The organism is Actinocatenispora sera (assembly GCF_018324685.1).
Taxonomy (GTDB): Bacteria; Actinomycetota; Actinomycetes; order Mycobacteriales; family Micromonosporaceae; genus Actinocatenispora; species Actinocatenispora sera.
The window spans coordinates 6,219,142-6,237,377 of the sequence record NZ_AP023354.1 but is presented as its reverse complement, the minus strand read 5'-3'; the positions used below and the strand labels follow the sequence as shown (position 1 = coordinate 6,237,377).

Below are 18,236 nucleotides of genomic sequence, written 5' to 3'. Positions count from 1 at the left end.
GGCGTTCGGTCAGCGGTCGGTCGGGAAGGCGACGGTGATCTCGAGCCCGCCGCCGGCCTGCGCGCGGGTGGTGACCGTCGCCTGGTGGGCACCGGCGATCGCCGCGACGATGGCCAGGCCGAGCCCGTGCCCGTCGCGGTGTCGTAGGCGTGGCCCGCCGGCCCGCTGGAACGGCTGGAAGAGCCGGCCCAGGTCCTCCGGGGGGACCACCGGACCGGTGTTGCGGACCGTGATCGTCGCTGCGCCACTCGGGGCCGGCCCGGTCACGACCTCGACCGTGCCGTCGGGCCGGTTGTGCCGGATCGCGTTGTCGACGAGGTTCGCCACGAGCAGCTCGACCAGCCGGGGGTCGCCGGACGCCCGGGCCGCGGCGAGCCTGGCGTCGATGTGGACGCCGCGCTCGCCCGTCTCCGCGCGGCGGCCGGCGAGTGCCCGCTCGGCGAGCCCGGCGAGCTCGACCGGGCTCCGGCGCTCGATGCCGCGCTCGCTGGTGGCGAGCGCGAGCAGGGCGTCGATGAGCCTCTCCTGTTGCGCGCCGAGCTCCACCGCCTCGGCGCACGCGGCGCGCAGGGACGCCAGGTCGGCGTGCGGATCGGCGAGCGCGACCTGAAGCAGGGTCCGCTGACCCGCGAGCGGGGTACGCAGCTCGTGCGAGGCGTTGGCCACGAAGTGGCGCTGCGCGGTGAAGGCGGACTCCAACCGGCTCAGCAGGTCGTTGAGCGTGGTACCGAGCCGGGTCAGCTCGTCGTCCGGCCCCCGGACCGTGAGGCGCTGGTTGAGGTTGGTGGCGGAGATCTGTTGCGCGGTGGTGGTGATGGCGTGCAGCGGCCGCAGGAAGCGGCCGGCGAGCCACCAGGCGCCGACCAGCGCGACCACCGCGGCGGCCAGGCCGACCAGCGCCGGGCCGACGTCGAACCTGCTGCTGGAGTCGGCCACCCCGGGTGCCGTGCCGGCGGGGGCGCGCGCCGCGGTGTGGCCGTAGAGGAGGTTGGTGGCCAGCAGCACGCCGGCGAGGACCGCGAGAAACAGCCCGGAGTACAGCAGCGTGAGCTGTGCCCGCAGGACCGGTCGCCTGGCGCGAAGCAGGGCACCGACTCGTCGCGTCGCGCTCATCAGCTGTCTCCGATCCGGTAGCCGCCCTCCCGGACGGTGTGGATGACGGGGGGTTCGCCGAGCTTGACCCGCAGCCGACGCATGGTGTGCTTGACCGCCGTGGTGAACGGATCGGCCGCCTCGTCCCAGACCCGTTCGAGCAGTTGCTCGGCGGAGACGACGACACCGGGGGTGGCGAGCAGGCATTCCAGCAGGGCGAACTCCTTCGGGCTCAGGTCCAGCCGGCGCCCGGCCCGGGTGACCACCCGGCGGGCCGGGTCGAGGCTGATGTCGGCGTAGCCGAGGGTCGGCGGTACGGCGGGGGTCGCTCGGCGGCCGAGGGCGCGGACCCGGGCGACCAGCTCGGCGAAGTCGAACGGCTTGGGCAGGTAGTCGTCTGCCCCCAGATCGAGGCCGTCCACCCGGTCCTGCACCGTACCGGCCGCGGTGAGCATCAGCACCCGGCTGTCGGCACCGTCCGCGACCAGCCGGCGGCAGACGTCGTCGCCGTGCACCCCGGGCAGGTCCCGGTCCAGTACGACGACGTCGTAGCGGGTGAGCGCGAGGTGCGCCAGCGCCTCGGCGCCGTCCAGGACGACGTCGACGGCCATGCCCTCATGGCGCAGCCCGGTGCCGATCGACCGGGCCAGCACCTCGAAGTCCTCGACCACCAGCACCCTCATCGACGTCCACCTCCGCTTCCGGCCCGTACTCGTCCTGCGTCCAGCATCCCCGCTGCCGGGTCGCAACCGGGTATCAGCGGCCGCGACCGCGTTGCGACCGCCCGCGCCGTACAACCATCCATGACCCAGCCGACGACCGAACGGACCGAGACCGTGACCGTGACCGAGCAGAGGATCGACGTATCCGGGCTGCGCAAGCGATTCGGGGCCACCCAGGCACTCGACGGGATGAGCTTCACCGTGTCGCCCGGCCGGGTGACCGGCTTCGTCGGGCCCAACGGTGCGGGAAAGTCGACGACCATCCGGGTCATCCTCGGGTTGGACGCCCCGGACGAGGGCCGCGCGCTGGTCGGCGGGCTGCCGTACCGGCGGCTGCGACGGCCGCTGCGGCACGTGGGCGCGCTGGTAGACGCGGCCGCCCTGCAACCGAGCCGGACGGGGCGCAACCACCTGCTGTGGCTGGCCCGGTCGCAGCGGTTGCCGGTACGCCGGGTGGACGAGGTGATCGAGCTGGTCGGCCTGACCGGTGCCGCGCGCCGCAGGGCGGGCGGCTTCTCGCTGGGGATGCGACAGCGCCTCGGCATCGCCGCGGCGATGCTCGGCGATCCACCGGTACTGATCCTGGACGAGCCGTTCAACGGGATGGACCCCGAGGGCATCATCTGGATCCGCCGGTTCCTGCGCTCGCTCGCCGGCGAGGGGCGCGCGGTGCTGGTGTCCAGCCATCTGATGGGCGAACTGCAGGGCACCGCCGACCAGGTGGTCGTCGTCGGTCGCGGCCGGGTCGTCGCCGATGCACCGGTGGACGAACTGGTCGCCGCCGAGTCGGGTGACCGGGTCCAGCTGCGTACCGCGCAGCCGGCCGAGGCGGCGGCGACGCTGCAACGAGACGGGCTGGCGGCGCGGGTCGCGGACCGCAACACCGTCACCGTGACCGGGGCCGACGCCCAGCGGATCGTGGCGGTACTGGCCCGGTCCGGCGTGCCGTTCGCCGAGGTGACGAGCCAGCGGGCGACCCTGGAGGACGTCTACCTGCGGCTCACCGCCGGCGAGTCCGAGTACCGGGCGGTCCTCGACCAGGAGCAGGGCCGATGAGCGCCGTCGAGGCACCGGCGCGGACCGCCGGCGCGGACCGCGGTCTCGGACTGCGACCGGCACTGCGCGCCGAATGGGTGAAGTTCCGTACCGTCCGCGGCTGGCTGGTCGGGCTCGGCGTTGCCGTGCTGCTGTGCGTGCTGCTCACCTACCTGGTGGCCAACGGCATCCACAGCGGGACCTGTACCGGCACCGGCGTCACGTGCCACAGCGGTCACCCGACGGTACCGACCGGACCGAACGGCGAGGCGGTCGCGGACAGCTACCGGTACCTGAGCCGCCCGCTCACCGGCGACGGCAGCCTCACCGCCCAGCTCACCTCGCTCTCCGGCCGGGTCTCGACCAATCCGGTGAACGTCGCCCCGTCGCCGTCCGCGACGCGCCCCGGGCTGGCGGACTGGGCGAAGGCCGGCATCCTGCTCACGCCCAGCACCGCGCCCGGATCGTCGTACGCGGCGGTGCTCGCCACCGGCCGGCACGGGATCCGCTTCCAGTACGACTACACCCACGACCGGTCCGGGCACGGCGTGCCCGCGGCGCCGCGCTGGCTGCGGCTGACCCGGCACGGGGACACGATCACCGGCTACGAGTCCGCCGACGGCGTCGCCTGGCACGAGGTCGGTGTCGCCCGCCTCCCGGGGCTGCCCGGCACCGTGCGGGTCGGGCTGTTCGTGACCTCACCGGTCTCGTTCCACGGCCGGACCGGTCGCCCCACCCAGGCCACCGCCGGTTTCCGGCACGTCACCGTCACCGGAGAGACCGGCGGTGCCTGGCGAAGCCGCGGCATCGGTACGGGCCGGGCCGACTTCTACCCGATCCTCGCGGCCGGTGGTGCCCGCATCACCGGCGACACCGCCGTACTCACCGGGTCCGGCGACATCGCCCCGGCGGTCGTGCAGGGCGTGCTCGGCACCAACACCCCCGCCAGCACCGTGCTGGTCGGCCTGCTCGTCGGAACGGTCGTCCTGATCGTGCTGGCCACGCTGTTCGTGACCAGCGAGTACCGCCGCGGGCTGATCCGCACCACGCTCGCCGCCACGCCGAAGCGGGAGCGGGTGCTCGCCGCCAAGGCGATCGTGATCGGCGCGGTCGGCTTCGCGACCGGTGCTCTCGCCGCCGCCGTCGCGGTGCCGGTCGGCGACCACATCCTGACCGGCAACGGGGTCTACGTGTTTCCCGCCGGCGTCGGCACCGTGGTGCGCGTCGTGGTCGGGTGCGGGCTGGTCACCGCGCTCACCGCGGTCGCGGTGCTCGCCCTCGGCGCGATGCTGCGGCGCGGCGCGGGCGCGGTCACCGCCGGCGTCGTGGTGTTCGTCCTGCCGTACCTGATCGGCGCCAGCCTGCCCGCGACCGCCGAGACGTGGCTGTTCCGCGTCACCCCGGCCGCCGCGTTCTCGGTTCTCGGCGTGCTGCCGCGATCGTCGCTGGTCGACTACCCGTACACGTTCGCCAACGGCTACTACCCGTTGCCACCCTGGGCCGGACTGCTGGTACTCGCCGGTTACGCCGCGGTGGCGCTCGGCGCCGCGCGGCTCGTGATGCAGCGGAGGGACGCATGAGCGCCGCACTGCTCGCCGAGTGGACCAAACTGCGCACCCTCGCCAGCACGGCCTGGCTGCTGCTCGGTACCGCCGTCGCCACGATCGGCGTGGGCGTGGTGGTCGTGGCCGGTACGCACCAGTCGGCGGGCGGCGGCCGGGATGTCACCGCGCTCGCCCTCACCGGCCTCGACCTCGGCCAGGCCGTCGTCGTGGTACTCGCCGTGCTCGCCGTCGCCGAGGAGTACGGCACCGGCATGGTGCGCACCACGTTCGCCGCGATGCCGCGCCGGCTCACCGTGCTCGCCGCCAAGGCGACCACCCTCGCCGTACTCACCCTCGGTACTGGTGTGGTCGCCGTCGTGGGCTCGCTCCTGGCCGGGCGCGCAGCGCTGCCCGCCGGCGAAACCGGCGCCGGTCCCGGACCGGTACCCGGCTCGATCACGCACGGCCCGACCCTGCGCGCCGCCGCCGGCAGCGTCGTCTACCTGGTACTGGTCGCGCTGCTGGCCCTCGGCATCGCCACCGTCGTGCGGGACACCGCCGTGTCCATCGGCGTGGTGCTCGCCGTGCTGTACCTGCCGGTCCTGGTCGCGCAGGCGGTGAGCGATCCGCTCCGGCGGCACCTCGAACAGCTCGCGCCGATGACCGCCGGGCTCGGCATCCGAGCCACCACCAACCTTCGTGGACTCCCGCTCCCGCCCTGGGAGGGCATCGGCGTGGTCGCCGGCTGGGCCGCCGGCGCCCTGCTGCTCGCCGGCCTGCTGCTCCGCCGCCGCGACGCCTGATCGAGGTAGCGGGCGGATGTGGTGAGGTATGCCACTCCCGAGTGGGCGGAATCTTGTCCGGTGACTCATTTCCCGGGTGCGTCCGCCGGATGCCGGTATCCGGCCTCCGGCGGGTGAGATCCACAACGGCTATGATCGATGCATCAGCTCGTTGAGCTCCTGCCGCGAGTTGTCGGCGCGTCGTAGCATCCGGACCCCGTCCGGGGGATCTGCTCCGCGCCTGGCCGGCCGAGTCCCTCGGGTTCCGGTTGTCGGCGGGACATCCGCACAGATGGCGAACTTCTTGTCTTCTTCGTTCAGCGACTTCGGCCTGCCCGCGCGGCTGACCGAGGTACTCACCTCCCGAAGCATCCACACCCCTACCCCGATCCAGGCCGCGGCCATCCCCGACGCGCTCGCCGGGCGCGACGTGCTCGGCCGGGCCCGTACCGGCTCCGGTAAGACCCTCGCATTCCTGCTGCCGCTGGTGGCCCGGCTGTCCGGCGGTGCCCGGCCGAAGCCCGGCGCGCCGCGCGCGCTGATCCTCGCGCCGACCCGGGAACTGGTCGGCCAGATCGACGAGGCGCTGCAGCCGCTGGCCGCCGCCGCCCGGTTGACCTCGCGCACCGTGTTCGGTGGTGTCGGCCAGGGGCCGCAGGTGGCCGCGATCCGGCGTGGCGTCGACATCGTCGTGGCCTGTCCCGGCCGGCTGGAGGACCTGATGGGGCAGGGGCACTGCACCCTGTCCGCGGTGCAGATCACCGTCCTCGACGAGGCCGACCACATGGCGGCGCTCGGGTTCCTGCCGGTCGTGCGCCGGCTGCTCGGCCAGACCCCAGCCGGCGGGCAGCGGCTGCTGTTCTCCGCCACGCTCGACCGCGAGGTCGACACCCTGGTCCGCGCGTACCTGTCCAAGCCCGCCCGGCACGAGGCCGACTCGGCGCAGTCCCCGGTGAGCACCATGACCCACCACGTACTGCACGTCGAGCGCGAGCACCGGCTGCCCGTGCTGGTCGATCTGACCAGCGCGCCGGGCCGTACGGTCGTGTTCACCCGCACCAAGCACGGCGCGAAGGCGCTGGTCCGCCAGCTGCAACGGAACGGCGTACCGGCCGCCGAACTGCACGGCAACCTGAGCCAGAACGCCCGTACCCGCAATCTCGACGACTTCCGGTCCGGCCGGGTGGCGGCGCTGGTGGCCACCGACATCGCCGCGCGCGGCATCCACGTCGACGACGTGGCGCTGGTCATCCACGCCGATCCGCCCGCCGACCACAAGGCGTACCTGCACCGGTCCGGGCGCACCGCGCGGGCCGGCGGCTCCGGCACCGTGGTCACCCTGACCAACACCGAGCAGGCCGGTGAGGTCCGCAAGTTGCTGCGGGCGGCCCGGATCACCGCACCGACCACCCGGGTCACGTCGGCCGACCATCCGGTACTGGCCACCATCGTGCCCGGCAGCCGGACGCTCGCCGACCCCAAGGAGCTGTCGTCGAACGCCGGCGCGCCGGGCGAGGGCAACGCCCGTACGGCGACGGCGGCCGCACCGCCCGCCGGCCGGGGGCGCCGGCGCAGCGGCGGTCGTGGGCGGCAACGCGCGGCCGCGCGACAGCACCCCGCCGGCGGCACCGCGCAGGGTGACGGCGGCTCCCGTACCGGGCGGGGCGGTTCGCGTGGCGGCCACAGCGCCGCCGTGTTCAGCGCCCGCCGCCACTGACCGCCCACCCGGCGCCGCACCGGTCAGAGCCCTCGGCTCGGTTCGGTGTTCGCGCGCCGGTCCGGGCCTTCGGGTTGGTCAGGCGGGTGCGCGCCGGACGGCGTCGTGCAGCGCGGCGAGCAGGCTGAGCGGCCGGCGATCCGGGAACTCGGCGCGGATCTCGTTCATCGCGTAGGAGAAACCGACCCGGGCCGCCGGCCAGGCGCCGTGCCGGGAGCCGCCGGCGCCGGCGTGCCCGAACACGTCGGTGGCCGGCCCCAGCAGGCCGAGTTCGGTGAACAGCTCGAAGCCCGCCCCGTACGCCATCGGGGTGCCGGCGGCCGAGTCGGTGCCGCGACGCAGCAGCCGGCGGCCGAGGCGCACCGTCTCGGGGGCCAGCAACCGGACGTCGCCCCAGGCCCCGTCGCCCGCCAGGCCGGCGTAGAACCGGGCGATCGACTGCGCGGTACCGTGTGCGCCGACCGCGGCCAGCCCGGCCCGGCGAAACGCGGCGCCGTTCCAGATGTCGGGTGCGCCCGGTACGACCAGCGGATTGCGCACCAGCCGGCCGTAGTCGTCGGTCGGCTCGCCGGCTGCCAGCAGACCGGGGCCGGCAACGGTGGTGGCGGCGCGGTGGTGCAGCTCGTCCGGCAGCCCGATCCACAGTTCCAGTTCCAGCGGGGCGGCGAACTCCTGGTGGAACAGCGCGCCGACGCTTCGCCCGTCGACCCGCCGGACCACCTCGTCGACGAGCCAGCCGTAGGTCAGTGCGTGGTAGGTGAACTCGGCGCGCGGGTCATCGGACGGCGCCTGGGCGGCGAGCAGCGCCGCCATCACGTCGTGGTCGAGCAGCTCGGCGGTCGTGAACGGCGCCCGCACGCCGGGCAGCCGGCACTGGTGCGACAGCACCTCGGCCACGGTGATTGCGGCCTTGCCGGCCTGACCGAACTCCGGCCAGTACCGGGCGACGGGCGCGTCGAGGTCGAGCCGGCCGCGCTCGACCAGCAGCAGGACGCACGCCGCGGCAAGCCCCTTCGTACCGGAGAACACCAGCTGCAGCGTGTCGCGCTGCCAGGCTCGTCCGGTCGACCGGTCGGCGACACCGCCCCACAGGTCGACCACGGGTCGCCCGGCATGGTGGGCGGCGAACGCCGCACCGACCTCGCCGCGCTCGGTGAAGTTGCGCTCGAAGGCGGCGGCCACGCCCTCGTACCCCGGTGCCACGAAACCGTCCATCATCCGTCCCGCAGGAGTTTCAGCGCGGCCGCCCGGGCCAGCTGCGCGGTGCGTCCGTCGGCGTCCGCGTGGTCGGCGCAGACCGTGGCGCCCTCCACCAGCATCAGCAACTGCCGGCCGAGGGCGGCGGGGTCGGCGGCCCCGGCCCGGGTCGCGATTCCGGTCAGCAGCGACAGGTACCGGTCCAGGTGGCGGGCGGCGATCGGCCGGACCGGATCGGCGTGGTGCTGGCTGGCGGCGTTCAGCACGGCGCAGCCGCGGAAGCGCGGTTCGCCGTACCAGCGGCCGAGGGCGTCGAACAGTGCGGCGAGCTGCCGGGCGGGATCGTCGCCGGCGTCGGCCACGACCTCGGCCAGCCACTGGACGACCCGGTCGCTGCGACGCTCCAGTACCGCCTGGATCAGCCCGTCCTTCGAGCCGAAGTGGCGGTACAGCGTCTCCTTCGACACGCCGAGCTCCCGGCACAGCTCGGCGACGCCGATGCCGTCGAGGCCTCGCTGGTAGAGCAGGCCGGTGGCGGTCGACACGATCGCGTCCCGGGTGCGGGACGGATCCAGCGTCGTTCCCCTGGGTACCGGCATGCAGAGATGGTACCGACCGGTTCGATGATCGGGCAAGCCGGGACGCGGAAAATCCGGGAAAGTTTGCGGGAGAGTGTCGAATCGGGGGGTGGCCGTTCGTGGAACCGGTGTACGGCGGCCGACCGGGTCGCCGCACGCGAGTGAGCCAGGGATCCTCGCGTACCGATCAAGAGGGGGACGATCATGACCGATTACCTGATCGCTTTCAACGACGAGTGGGTGCCCGAACACACCGAGGAGCAGATCCGGGGAAAGAGCGTCGCCAGCCGGGCCGTGATCGAGGAGATGCGGACCGCCGGCGTGTTGATCTTCACCAACGGGGCGCTGGACCGCTCGACGGCGCTGTTCAACGTCGAGGCGGTCGACGGCAAGCCCGTCTTCACCGACGGACCGTACGTGGAGAGCAAGGAGCATCTCGGCGGGTTCTGCGTCGTGGACGTCCCGGACGACGAGACCGCCCGGTACTGGGCGGGCCGGCTCGCCACCGCGCTGGACTGGCCGCAGGAGGTGCACCGCTTTCCCGGGCCGGGGCACGTCGGTCGCACCGACCCCGAAAGGAAGTGAGCACGGTGCCGCGTTACCTGCTCTCGGTGCACGGACCAGCCGAACCCGCCGAGTTCGGCAACTACCCGTCCAAGGAGGCCATGCTGCAGGCGTTCGCCGACACTGGCGCCTTCAACGACAAGCTCGAGCGCGAGGGACACCTCGTCTTCGCCGGCGGGCTGGCACCCGCGACGACCGCCACCACCGTCGACGGCCGGGGCGGGACACCCGTCTTCACTGACGGCCCGTACCTGGAGACCAAGGAGTACCTCGGCGGATTCTGGATCATCGAGGCGCCCGACCTGGACCAGGCGCTGGCGCTCGCCGCCGAGGGGTCGAGGGCGTGCCGGGGCACGGTGGAGGTGCGCCCGTTCCAGACCGAGGAGTCGTTCCAGGACCTGTTGACGACGTGACCGACCGAGCCGTCGAGGAGGCGATCACCCGCGCCCACCGCGAGGAGTGGGCGCGGGTGGTGGGCCGGCTCGCGCGCCGGTTCGGCGACCTCGACATCGCCGAGGAGGCGACGGCCGAGGCGTTCGTCGCCGCGGTCGAGCGCTGGCCGCGAGACGGCGTACCGCCCAATCCCGGCGGCTGGTTGGTCACCACCGCGACGCGCAAGGCGATCGACCGGATCCGTCGCGAGTCCCAGCGCGACGCCAGACACCAGGCGGCCCGGATGCTGTCCGACGACACCCCACCCGACCCGACCGGGCCGGTCCAGGACGACCGGCTGCGGCTGGTGTTCACCTGCTGCCACCCGGCGCTCGGCGTCCAGGCCCGGGTGGCGCTCACCCTGCGGCTGCTCGGCGGGCTCACCGTCGCCGAGATCGCGCACGCCTACCTGGTGCGGGAAAGCACGATCGCGCAGCGGATCACCCGCGCCAAGGCCAAGATCTCCGCAGCGCACATCCCGTACCGGGTGCCGTCGGCCGACGACATCCGGGAGCGGCTCGCCGGCGTCCTCGCGGTGGTGTTCCTGGTCTTCAACGAGGGCTACCTGGCCAGTGGGGGAGACGACCCGGTGCGCGTCGACCTCACCGACGAGGCGATCCGGCTGGGCCGGCTGCTGCGCACCCTGCTGCCGGACGACGGCGAGGTGACCGGCCTGCTCGCCCTGATGCTGCTGATCGACGCCCGGCGGCGGGCCCGGCTGTCGCGCACCGGTGAGCTGGTGACGCTCGACGAGCAGGACCGCGGAGCGTGGGACCGCGCCCTCCTCGCCGAAGGGCACGCACTGGTCCGCGAGCGGATCGCGGCCGTCGCCGCGGGCGGCGAGCCGGCCGGACGCTACCAGCTGCTGGCCGCGATCAACGCGGTGCACACCGCCGCCCCGTCGGCCCGGGACACCGAATGGTCCCAGATCGTCGCGCTCTACGACCGGCTGGCGATGCTCGACCCCGCGCCGATCGTGCGGCTCAACCGGGCGGTCGCGGTCGCCGAGGTCGACGGGCCGAGCGTCGCGCTGGCCGAGGTCGACCGGCTCACCGCAGCGCTCGACGGGTACCACGCGTTCCACGCCACCCGGGCCGACCTGCTGCGGCGACTCGGGCGAAGCGGCGAGTCGCGGGCGGCGTACGACCGGGCGATCGCGCTCGCCGGCAACCCCGCCGAGCGGACCTACCTCACCCGGCGCCGCGACCAACTCGCCGGCTGACCGGCCTGTCCGGACGCCGCGACGAACTCGCCGTGTTCCGCGCCGCGACCAACTCGCCGGCTGACCGGCCTCACCCGGCGCCGCGACGGGCCGCCGCGGGCGCGGAGCCGTCCGCGTACCGGCGGCGCAGGATCTCGGCCGTCGCCTCGTCGGCGGGCAGGAACGCCTCCAGCCGCAGCTCCGAGAGCGTCACGTCCACCGCGGTCGCGAACGAGGTCAGCGTGGTGATCAGCCGCAGCTCGCCCGCCGCGACCCGCAGCCGCAACGGTACGGCGAAGCCGAGGTACTCCGGCCCCGGCGACGCGGCGGGCAGGTACCCGTCCAGCTCGGCGACGAACGCGGCCAGCGCCGGGTCCGGGCTGCGCCGCAGCGTGTCGCGCAGCGCGGCGGTGATGTGCCGGCCCCAGTCCGCGAGGTTCGCCACCCGGGGGGCCATCCCGCGCGGATGCAGGGCGAGCCGCACCACGTTCACCGGCGGTACCAGCAGCGACTCGTCGGCGCCCTCGGTGAGCACGTCGAACGCCGGGTTCGCCGCGACCAGCTCCCCGTACGGCCGGACCACGACCGCCGGGTACGGCAGGTGACCGTGCAGGATGGTGTCGAGCGCGTACCGCACCGGCCCGAGCGCGGGAGCACCGAGGCCCGACTCGGGGTACACCGGGGCGAAGCCGGCGACGTGCAGCAGGGCGTTGCGTTCCCGCAGCGACAGCCGCAGCGACTCGGCGAGCCGGACCACCATCGCCCGGCCCGGCCGGGACCTGCCCTGTTCCAGGAAGCTCAGGTGTCGCTGGGTGGTGCCGGCGGCGGCCGCCAGCTCCAGCTGGCTGAGCCGGCGGCGGTTGCGCCACAGCCGAAGCTCCGCCGCGAACCGGCCGCCCGACAGCGTGCTCGTCATGGCTTCTTCATACCCGACGGTGGTGCGAACACCATTCCCTGCAGGGAATCGCACCGGGGCTCGACCGGCCGCAGACTTCACCGCATGCACAGCACAGACGCCACGAAGTTGGCCGACCGGTACCTCGCCCAGTGGAACGAACCCGACCCCGCGGCGCGGGCCGCGTTGATCACCGAACTGTGGGCGCCCGACGCCGTCCACGTCCTCGTCCACCCGCCGCAGCAGATTAGGGACGCCGCGGCCAATCTGGCGATCCCGGCGCCGCCCCTGGTGGTGCGCGGGCACGACGCGCTGCGCCGCCGGGTGGACCGCGCGTACCAGATGTTCGTCGAGTCGGGCGAGCACGTGTTCGTACTGGCGGAGGTGTCCGTCCTGCTGCCCGCCGTGTACACGCTGCGCTGGTCGATGCGGTCGACCGCCCGCGGCACGGTCGACGGCGGTGGCGCCGATGTCCTCGCCGTGGACGAGGCCGGCCGGATCCGCACCGACCACCAGTACATCGGGTGACGCGGCGATCGTCCGGCTCGCCCAGCTGATCGACGTACTGCGAGACTCGCGTCACCGGGGCAGGGCGGCGTCGCGGAACGCTCGGCACCGCCCGGCGGGCTCGCTATGCTCCGGTGGTGTTGGCGCGGAAACGGTGGTGGTCGTCGGCGGCGGCGTTGCGCGCGATACGCGCCACGGTGGTCGTTCCCGGTTTGTTCGCCCTCACGTACAAGGTGATCGGCGATCTGCAGATGGCCACCTTCGCCGCGTTCGGTGGATTCGCGACGTTGGTGCTGGCGTCGTTCGCCGGGACGCGCCGGGACAAGGTCGTGGCGCACGGCGGTCTGGCGGTGGCGGGCAGCGCCCTGCTGGTGATCGGTACGGCGGTGAACTCGTCGCCGTGGGTGGCGGCCGCGGTCACCCTGCCGGTGACGTTCATGGTCCTGTTCGCCGGGATCGGCGGGCCGAACGCGGCGGCCGGCGGTACCGCGGCGCTGCTCGCGTACGTGTTGCCGGCGGCGTCGCCGGGCACCCTGGACATGCTCGGCTCCCGGTTGGCCGGGTGGTGGCTGGCCAGCGTGGTGGGGACCGTGGCGGTTCTGTTGCTGGCGCCGCGCCCGCCCGGCGACCGGCTACGGGCGGCGGTCGCGGGCAGTGCCGGGGCGCTGGCCGACCGGCTCGACGCGGCCCTGCGCGGTGCCGGCACCGACGCCGACCGTGCCGCGACGATCGACGCCAAGCACGAGCTGCTTGCGGCGTTCACGACCACGCCGTACCGGCCGACCGGATCGACGGTGGCCGACCAGGCGCTGACCAGCCTGGTCGGGATGCTGGAGTGGGCGACCGCGGTGCTCGACGACGGGCTGCGCGAGTATCCCGACCTGCGCGCGGTGGCCCCGGTCGAGCGGGAGCTGTTCGCGGCGACCCGGGACACGTTGCGTCGGGTGGCGACGCTGCTGGCCGGCGGTTCCGAACCGCCGGACCTGGCCGGCCTGCACGAGGCGATCGGTGCGAGCGTGGCCGCGCTGCGGCGGATGCCGGCCGGCGACGGGGAGTTCGCCGATGCGGTGCACCAGGCGTTCCACGCCCAGACCAGCGCCCTGACGGTACGCGCGGCGGCGGTCGATGCGCTGATCGCCGCCCGGCGCGCCGATCCGGCGACCGTCGCCGACCAGGCCCGCCGCTGGTACGGGCTGCCGGCCGCGCGGGTGCCCCGGTTCGGGGTGTTCGAGCTGGCGTGGCGGCACGCGAACCTGCGGTCGGTGTGGTTCGTCAACAGCATCCGGGGCGCGCTCGCGCTCGCCGCCGCGGTGCTGGTGGCCGACCTCGTCGGGGTGCAGCACGCGTTCTGGGTGGTGCTCGGCACCCTGTCGGTCCTGCGGACCAACGCTGCCGGCACCGGCTCCACGGCGCTGCGGGCGCTGCTGGGCACGCTGGCCGGCTTCGTCGTCGGCGCCGTGCTGCTGCTGGTGGTCGGCACCGGCCCGGTCGCGCTGTGGGTTGCGCTGCCGATCGCGGTACTGGTCGCCGGCTACGTGCCGGGCACGCTGCCGTTCGTGGTCGGCCAGGCGGCGTTCACCGTCGTGGTCTCGGTGCTGTTCAACCTGCTCGTACCGGTGGGCTGGTCGATCGGCGTGGTCCGGATCGAGGACGTCGCGATCGGCTGCGCGGTGAGCCTGGTCGTCGGGGTGCTGTTCTGGCCCCGTGGCGCCAGTGCGGTGGTCGGCGACGATGTCGCGGACGCGTTCCGGGAGGGCGGCCGGTACCTTGCCCAGTCGGTCAACTGGGCGCTCGGGCTGCGGCACCAGGAACCGGAGCCGGCCCGTGCGGTCACCGCGGGTCTGCGGCTCGACGACGGCGTCCGCGGGTTGCTGGCCGAACGCGGCACCCGGCACCTGGCCAGCCAGCAGTTGTGGCGGCTGGTCGGCGGCACGATCCGGTTGCGGCTGACCGCCCAGTCGCTGGCCAGCCTGCCCTCGCCGGACGCCGGGCCGGATCCGGTCAGCGACGCGCTGAGCGGCCAGGCGGCGCAGATCGCGGGCTGGTTCGACGATCTGGCGGACATGCTGGTGCGGCCGGACGCGGCCGCCCCGTCCCGGGTTCCGGTGGTCGCCACCCGGATCCCGACTCTGCAGCCCGTTGCCGCCGCGGCCGACACCGCCACCCTGCCCTGCACGCTGTGGGTCGAGCAGCATCTGCAGCACATCCGCCCGGCGCTCGACAGCCTGGTCGAGCCGGCGGCCGAGGTCGCCCGCCTGCGCCGCATCCCGTGGTGGCGTTAGCGCTCGGCCCCGTGGTGGCGTCAGGGCTTGGCGGGGGCGGTGGCCGCCCGGGTTCGGTCGGGCGGCCACCGCGCCGGGTTGGCCGCTGGTCAGCGGGCGTGCCAGGCCGCGAGCAGCGCCGCCTCGTCCTCGGCGGTGATGCCGCCGTCGCGGTCGCTGGGGCGCCACGCCTCGCGGGTCCAGGCGAGCGTGTCGCGGGCCGTCTCCGCCAGGTCGCGGGTGCGCAGCCCGGCGGCCAGCGAGGGGGTCACGTCGCGGGTCAGGAACCCGCCGTATTCGGGCAGCGGCAGCCACAGCGGCAGCGACCGTTCCCCCGCCCACGGGTTGACCCCCTGCTCGACCAGGAAGTCCTGATCCACCCAGGTCAGCTCGGGGCTGGCGCCGACGCCGGCGGCGATCGCGCCGAGAAACTCGCGCATCGGCATCGGTGCACCGCTCCCGTCGTAGGCACCGGCCAGCCCGGCGGCGCCGGCCCGGACGATCCAGTCGGCCAGGTCGCGCACGTCGACGACCTGCACCAACCGGTCCGGATCACCGGGTGCCAGCACCTCGCCGCCGCGGGCCAGCCGGCTCGGCCAGTATCCGAAGCGGACCACGGAGTCGCGCGGGCCCACCAGCAGACCGGCCCGGCACAGGAACGCCCGATCGGCGCCCATCGCCTCGACCACGGCCAGCTCGCAGGCGCGCTTGCAGCGACCGTAGTTCTCCTGGTCGGACTCGTCCACGTCGGCGGGCGCCGGCTCGACCAGCGGCGCGGTCGTGGCGACCTGCCCGGGCGTCGCGTCGTCGGAGTACACGTTGCAGGTCGACACGAACGTCCAGTGCCCGGCCCGCTCGGCGAGTGCGGCCAGCGCGGCCCGTGCCTCGCTGGGCCGCCGGGCGACGTCGATCACGGCGTCGAACTCGCCGTCGAGCCCGTCGTACGCGTCGGGCTGGGTTCGGTCCCCTCGGACGAACCGGACGCCGGGCGGTGGCTCGCCGGTCTTGCCGCGGGCCAGGCACACCACGTCGTGCCCGGCGTCGCGGGCCGATTCCGCCACCGCGCGCGACAGCATCGCGGTGCCGCCGAGTACCAGTGTTCGCATCGAAGCAGTCCTCCTCGTCGTGCCGTTCCTGCGGAATCGTCGCAGCCGCCGGGCCGACACGCCCGCTGCTTTCGCCAGCAGCGGATCTGCTCAGAGCAGAGCTCGCGTCACCTCAGCCGCGGGGTCGGACCAGCGGCAGGTAGATCTCGTCGACGATCTCGATCAGCAGCCCGTCCTCGGCGGTGGTCATGCCGTTGAGCCCGTACTCGTTGCGGAGCAGGTCGACGGCGACCGTCGCCACCCGCGGGGTCAGCGCCGCGGGGTCGGCCTCGCCGCGGGTGACCGCGCGCGCCAGGATCGTCAGCCACGGCCCGACACCGACCCGACCGAGCTGTTCGCGGATCTCGTGCAGCCGGTCGGGATCGTCCTGCATCCCGGCCAGCAGGCCGCGCAGCACGGCGCCGAACGGCGCGGCCATCCGGTCGTTGGTCCGGCGCAGCATGGCCAGCGCGTCGTCGCGCAGCGAGCCGGTGTCGGGCACGTCGCCCGGCGTGCTCGGCAGCATCGATCGCCATGCGGCGATGCTCAGCGCCGTCCGGTTCGGCCAGCGGCGGTAGATCACGTTCTTGCTGGTACCGGCCCGGGCGGCGACCCGGTCCATGGTCAGCCCGGGATAGCCGACCTCGGCCAGCTCGTCGGCCGCCGCCTGCAGCACCGCCGCCTCCAGCGCCGCGCCGCGCCGGCGGGTCGCCTTGACCGCCGTGCCGTCCTCGCCCATCGAGACCTCCCCTGAAGGAACTGACACGTACCTTACCGCAATTCGCTTGCCCTGCGCACACAACTATGTAAGATACGTACACGTATCCTAATTTTGAAGGAGTGGACATGGACAAGCGAGCGCTGATCATCGGACTGCTGGCCGACGTGGCGCTGCCGGCCGCGGTCTACTACGGCGGGCGCGCCGTCGGGCTCGACGTCGAACCCGCGCTCGCCGCTGGCGGCGGCGTCGCGCTGCTCCGGGTGGCGTACGTCGCGATCGCCCGGCGGCGCCTCGACGGGCTCGCCGCCGTCGTGGTCGGTGGGTTCGTCGCGCTGCTGGTGGCGTCGCTGCTGACCGGGGACCCGCGGATCCTGCTGGCCCGCGAATCGATCGTGTCCGGCGGCCTCGGCCTGCTGCTGCTCGGCTCGGTCGCCGTCGGCCGCCCGGTGCTCTACGCGATCATGCGGCGACTCAACGCCGGCAAGCCCGACGTGCTCGCCCGGTGGGACCGGCTGTGGCAGAACCAGCCGGCGTTTCGGCGGGTGTTCGTGCTGATGAGCCTCGTCTGGGGGGCCGGGTTGCTGGCCGAGGCGATCGTCCGGGTGCCGTTGATCTACCTGCTGCCGGTCGATGTCACCGCCGCGCTGTCGACCGCGTTGCAGGTGGGCACCGTCGGGCTGCTGATCGGCTGGTCGATGTGGTACCGCCGGAGCCGGCAGCGCGCCGCCGCCCGCCACGCGGCCACCCCCGAAACGGTCTGAGTCCCGTGCGCGGCAAGGGAATCAACTACGACACCGGTGCGTACCCGGCCGGTCATCCGACGCGCGAGCGGTTCGATCCGGCGGTGGTACGCGAGGAGATGCGGGTCATCGCCGCCGAACTGCACTGCACCGCGGTCCGGATCACCGGCGGCGATCCGGACCGGCTCGACGTGGCCGCCCGCGCCGCGGCGACCGCCGGCCTGGCCGTCTGGTACGCGCCGTTTCCGTGCGAGTTGGCCACCGACGCGATGCTCGCGCTGTTCACCGACTGCGCGAGACGAGCCGAAAGCCTGCGGCGGCAGGGCAACGAGGTCGTGCTCGTGCTCGGGGGCGAGCTGAGCATCATGGCGTCCGGGTTCCTGCCCGGCGACGACCTGCGCGCCCGCCTGGCCTCGTTGACCTCGCCCGACGAGCGGCTGCCGGCCCTGCTCGGCGCCGTACCACCGGCGCTGAACGCGTTCCTGGCGACCGTGCTCGACCGGGTCCGGCCGCTGTTCGGCGGTCCGGTCACCTACGCCTCCCTGCCGTACGAGCGCGTCGACTGGACGCCGTTCGACTACGTCGCGGCGGACGCGTACCGTGCGGCGCACAACGCGGCCACGTTCGCCGAGGAGGTCCGCGCCCTGCACCGGCACGGCAAACCGGTGGCCGTCACCGAGTTCGGCTGCGCCACGTTCCGCGGTGCGGCCGACCTCGGTGCCCGCGGCTTTCTGATCGTGGACCGCTCGGTCACCCCGCCCCGGCTGTCCGGCGAGTACGTCCGCGACGAACCGGAGCAGGCCCGCTACCTGCGCGAGTTGCTGGCGGTCTTCGACGCCGAGGGGGTCGACACGGCGTTCTGGTTCACCTTCGCCGGCTATGCGTTCGAGTACCGGCCCGATCCGCGCGCCGACCTCGACCTCGCCTCGTACGGGGTGGTCCGGATCGGGCCGGACGGCGAACGCCGGCCCAAGGCCGCCTTCCACGCACTGGCCGAGGCCTACGGGGGGCGTGTCGTCGGCAGCCACCGATCACCGGCCGGATGACACGAAGCGGCGCCCGGCAACGCCATGGCCCGGCCGGTGACGACCGGCCCGGGCGGCCGGGGCGCCGCTGTCCCGGCGACCGCCGGCCGGCCGGACCACCGGCCGGGCGCCGCTGTC

The 18,236-nt window shown here is 74.1% G+C and carries 18 protein-coding genes; 11 read left to right on the top strand and 7 right to left on the bottom strand.

The features are described from left to right. Positions 1-9 precede the first annotated feature (9 nt). Positions 10-1,113, bottom strand: a complete 1,104-nt coding sequence (locus tag Asera_RS29350) for a sensor histidine kinase (protein ID WP_051801348.1) — start codon at positions 1,111-1,113, stop codon at positions 10-12. Next, positions 1,113-1,775: a response regulator transcription factor gene (locus Asera_RS29345; protein WP_030443928.1), complete on the bottom strand. Its 663-nt coding sequence runs from the start codon at positions 1,773-1,775 to the stop codon at positions 1,113-1,115. The genes Asera_RS29350 and Asera_RS29345 overlap by 1 nt, the downstream gene beginning before the upstream one ends. A 120-nt stretch (positions 1,776-1,895) precedes the next feature. On the opposite strand from Asera_RS29345, the gene Asera_RS29340 reads away from it, so the two are divergent. From Asera_RS29340 to Asera_RS29325, 4 genes are all read left to right on the top strand, one after another. Beyond that, positions 1,896-2,870, top strand: a complete 975-nt coding sequence (locus Asera_RS29340; protein WP_051801351.1) for an ATP-binding cassette domain-containing protein — start codon at positions 1,896-1,898, stop codon at positions 2,868-2,870. Next, positions 2,867-4,429, top strand: a complete 1,563-nt coding sequence (locus tag Asera_RS29335) for a DUF1349 domain-containing protein (protein WP_051801353.1) — start codon at positions 2,867-2,869, stop codon at positions 4,427-4,429. Before Asera_RS29340 ends, Asera_RS29335 begins: the two co-directional genes overlap by 4 nt. Then, the gene (locus tag Asera_RS29330) at positions 4,426-5,196 is read left to right on the top strand and encodes an ABC transporter permease (protein ID WP_030443931.1); all 771 of its coding nucleotides are present in this window, start codon (positions 4,426-4,428) and stop codon (positions 5,194-5,196) included. The genes Asera_RS29335 and Asera_RS29330 overlap by 4 nt, the downstream gene beginning before the upstream one ends. A gap of 271 nt (positions 5,197-5,467) precedes the next feature. Then, the gene (locus Asera_RS29325; protein ID WP_030443932.1) at positions 5,468-6,892 is read left to right on the top strand and encodes a DEAD/DEAH box helicase; all 1,425 of its coding nucleotides are present in this window, start codon (positions 5,468-5,470) and stop codon (positions 6,890-6,892) included. A gap of 78 nt (positions 6,893-6,970) precedes the next feature. Here Asera_RS29325 and Asera_RS29320 read toward each other — a convergent pair whose 3' ends face one another. Together Asera_RS29320 and Asera_RS29315 are read right to left on the bottom strand one after the other, a co-directional pair. Next, a complete protein-coding gene (locus tag Asera_RS29320) occupies positions 6,971-8,095 on the bottom strand; it encodes a serine hydrolase domain-containing protein (protein ID WP_211255426.1) in 1,125 nt (374 codons plus the stop codon). 11 nt (positions 8,096-8,106) lie between these two features. Continuing rightward, positions 8,107-8,688 (bottom strand): TetR/AcrR family transcriptional regulator, encoded by a 582-nt coding sequence (locus Asera_RS29315; protein ID WP_030443934.1) that lies wholly within the window; start codon positions 8,686-8,688, stop codon positions 8,107-8,109. 183 nt (positions 8,689-8,871) lie between these two features. Between Asera_RS29315 and Asera_RS29310 the strand changes: the two genes are divergently transcribed. The 3 genes from Asera_RS29310 (at position 8,872) to Asera_RS29300 (ending at position 10,885) form a co-directional block, all read left to right on the top strand. Further along, a complete protein-coding gene (locus tag Asera_RS29310; protein WP_051801356.1) occupies positions 8,872-9,252 on the top strand; it encodes a YciI family protein in 381 nt (126 codons plus the stop codon). Between the two features lie 80 nt (positions 9,253-9,332). Continuing rightward, positions 9,333-9,644: a YciI family protein gene (locus Asera_RS29305; protein ID WP_157034617.1), complete on the top strand. Its 312-nt coding sequence runs from the start codon at positions 9,333-9,335 to the stop codon at positions 9,642-9,644. Continuing rightward, positions 9,641-10,885 carry an RNA polymerase sigma factor gene (locus tag Asera_RS29300; protein WP_030443937.1) on the top strand — a complete coding sequence of 415 codons (1,245 nt, stop codon included), beginning with the start codon at positions 9,641-9,643 and terminating at the stop codon, positions 10,883-10,885. Before Asera_RS29305 ends, Asera_RS29300 begins: the two co-directional genes overlap by 4 nt. 70 nt (positions 10,886-10,955) lie before the next feature. On the opposite strand, the gene Asera_RS29295 is transcribed toward Asera_RS29300, so the two are convergent. Next, entirely contained in the window at positions 10,956-11,780 is an 825-nt protein-coding gene (locus Asera_RS29295) for a helix-turn-helix domain-containing protein (RefSeq protein ID WP_030443938.1), read from the bottom strand. Positions 11,781-11,864: 84 nt separating this feature from the next. On the opposite strand from Asera_RS29295, the gene Asera_RS29290 reads away from it, so the two are divergent. Together Asera_RS29290 and Asera_RS29285 are read left to right on the top strand one after the other, a co-directional pair. Then, a complete protein-coding gene (locus Asera_RS29290; protein WP_030443939.1) occupies positions 11,865-12,287 on the top strand; it encodes a hypothetical protein in 423 nt (140 codons plus the stop codon). A gap of 116 nt (positions 12,288-12,403) precedes the next feature. Beyond that, complete coding sequence (locus Asera_RS29285) at positions 12,404-14,548, top strand: FUSC family protein (RefSeq protein WP_211255427.1); 2,145 nt, start codon at positions 12,404-12,406, stop codon at positions 14,546-14,548. Between the two features lie 89 nt (positions 14,549-14,637). Here Asera_RS29285 and Asera_RS29280 read toward each other — a convergent pair whose 3' ends face one another. Together Asera_RS29280 and Asera_RS29275 are read right to left on the bottom strand one after the other, a co-directional pair. Next, positions 14,638-15,633, bottom strand: coding sequence for an NAD-dependent epimerase/dehydratase family protein (locus tag Asera_RS29280; RefSeq protein ID WP_030443941.1), 996 nt, complete (start codon positions 15,631-15,633; stop codon positions 14,638-14,640). Positions 15,634-15,745: 112 nt separating this feature from the next. After that, positions 15,746-16,351, bottom strand: coding sequence for a TetR/AcrR family transcriptional regulator (locus Asera_RS29275; protein ID WP_030443942.1), 606 nt, complete (start codon positions 16,349-16,351; stop codon positions 15,746-15,748). 107 nt (positions 16,352-16,458) lie between these two features. On the opposite strand from Asera_RS29275, the gene Asera_RS29270 reads away from it, so the two are divergent. Both Asera_RS29270 and Asera_RS29265 read left to right on the top strand, forming a co-directional pair. Then, on the top strand, positions 16,459-17,094 hold the full coding sequence (locus Asera_RS29270) for a VC0807 family protein (RefSeq protein ID WP_030443943.1): 636 nt from the start codon (positions 16,459-16,461) through the stop codon (positions 17,092-17,094). A gap of 5 nt (positions 17,095-17,099) precedes the next feature. After that, positions 17,100-18,119 carry a glycoside hydrolase family 113 protein gene (locus Asera_RS29265; protein ID WP_030443944.1) on the top strand — a complete coding sequence of 340 codons (1,020 nt, stop codon included), beginning with the start codon at positions 17,100-17,102 and terminating at the stop codon, positions 18,117-18,119. The last annotated feature ends 117 nt before the right edge of the window (positions 18,120-18,236 follow it).

What these genes read in the sequence shown, in the direction of transcription:
- Asera_RS29350 (WP_051801348.1), bottom strand. Translation starts at nt 1,113, where the DNA reads ATGAGCGCGACGCGACGAGTCGGTGCCCTGCTTCGCGCCAGGCGACCG.
- Asera_RS29345 (WP_030443928.1), bottom strand. Translation starts at nt 1,775, where the DNA reads ATGAGGGTGCTGGTGGTCGAGGACTTCGAGGTGCTGGCCCGGTCGATC.
- Asera_RS29340 (WP_051801351.1), top strand. Translation starts at nt 1,896, where the DNA reads ATGACCCAGCCGACGACCGAACGGACCGAGACCGTGACCGTGACCGAG.
- Asera_RS29335 (WP_051801353.1), top strand. Translation starts at nt 2,867, where the DNA reads ATGAGCGCCGTCGAGGCACCGGCGCGGACCGCCGGCGCGGACCGCGGT.
- Asera_RS29330 (WP_030443931.1), top strand. Translation starts at nt 4,426, where the DNA reads ATGAGCGCCGCACTGCTCGCCGAGTGGACCAAACTGCGCACCCTCGCC.
- Asera_RS29325 (WP_030443932.1), top strand. Translation starts at nt 5,468, where the DNA reads ATGGCGAACTTCTTGTCTTCTTCGTTCAGCGACTTCGGCCTGCCCGCG.
- Asera_RS29315 (WP_030443934.1), bottom strand. Translation starts at nt 8,688, where the DNA reads ATGCCGGTACCCAGGGGAACGACGCTGGATCCGTCCCGCACCCGGGAC.
- Asera_RS29310 (WP_051801356.1), top strand. Translation starts at nt 8,872, where the DNA reads ATGACCGATTACCTGATCGCTTTCAACGACGAGTGGGTGCCCGAACAC.
- Asera_RS29305 (WP_157034617.1), top strand. Translation starts at nt 9,333, where the DNA reads ATGCTGCAGGCGTTCGCCGACACTGGCGCCTTCAACGACAAGCTCGAG.
- Asera_RS29295 (WP_030443938.1), bottom strand. Translation starts at nt 11,780, where the DNA reads ATGACGAGCACGCTGTCGGGCGGCCGGTTCGCGGCGGAGCTTCGGCTG.
- Asera_RS29290 (WP_030443939.1), top strand. Translation starts at nt 11,865, where the DNA reads ATGCACAGCACAGACGCCACGAAGTTGGCCGACCGGTACCTCGCCCAG.
- Asera_RS29280 (WP_030443941.1), bottom strand. Translation starts at nt 15,633, where the DNA reads ATGCGAACACTGGTACTCGGCGGCACCGCGATGCTGTCGCGCGCGGTG.
- Asera_RS29275 (WP_030443942.1), bottom strand. Translation starts at nt 16,351, where the DNA reads ATGGGCGAGGACGGCACGGCGGTCAAGGCGACCCGCCGGCGCGGCGCG.
- Asera_RS29270 (WP_030443943.1), top strand. Translation starts at nt 16,459, where the DNA reads ATGGACAAGCGAGCGCTGATCATCGGACTGCTGGCCGACGTGGCGCTG.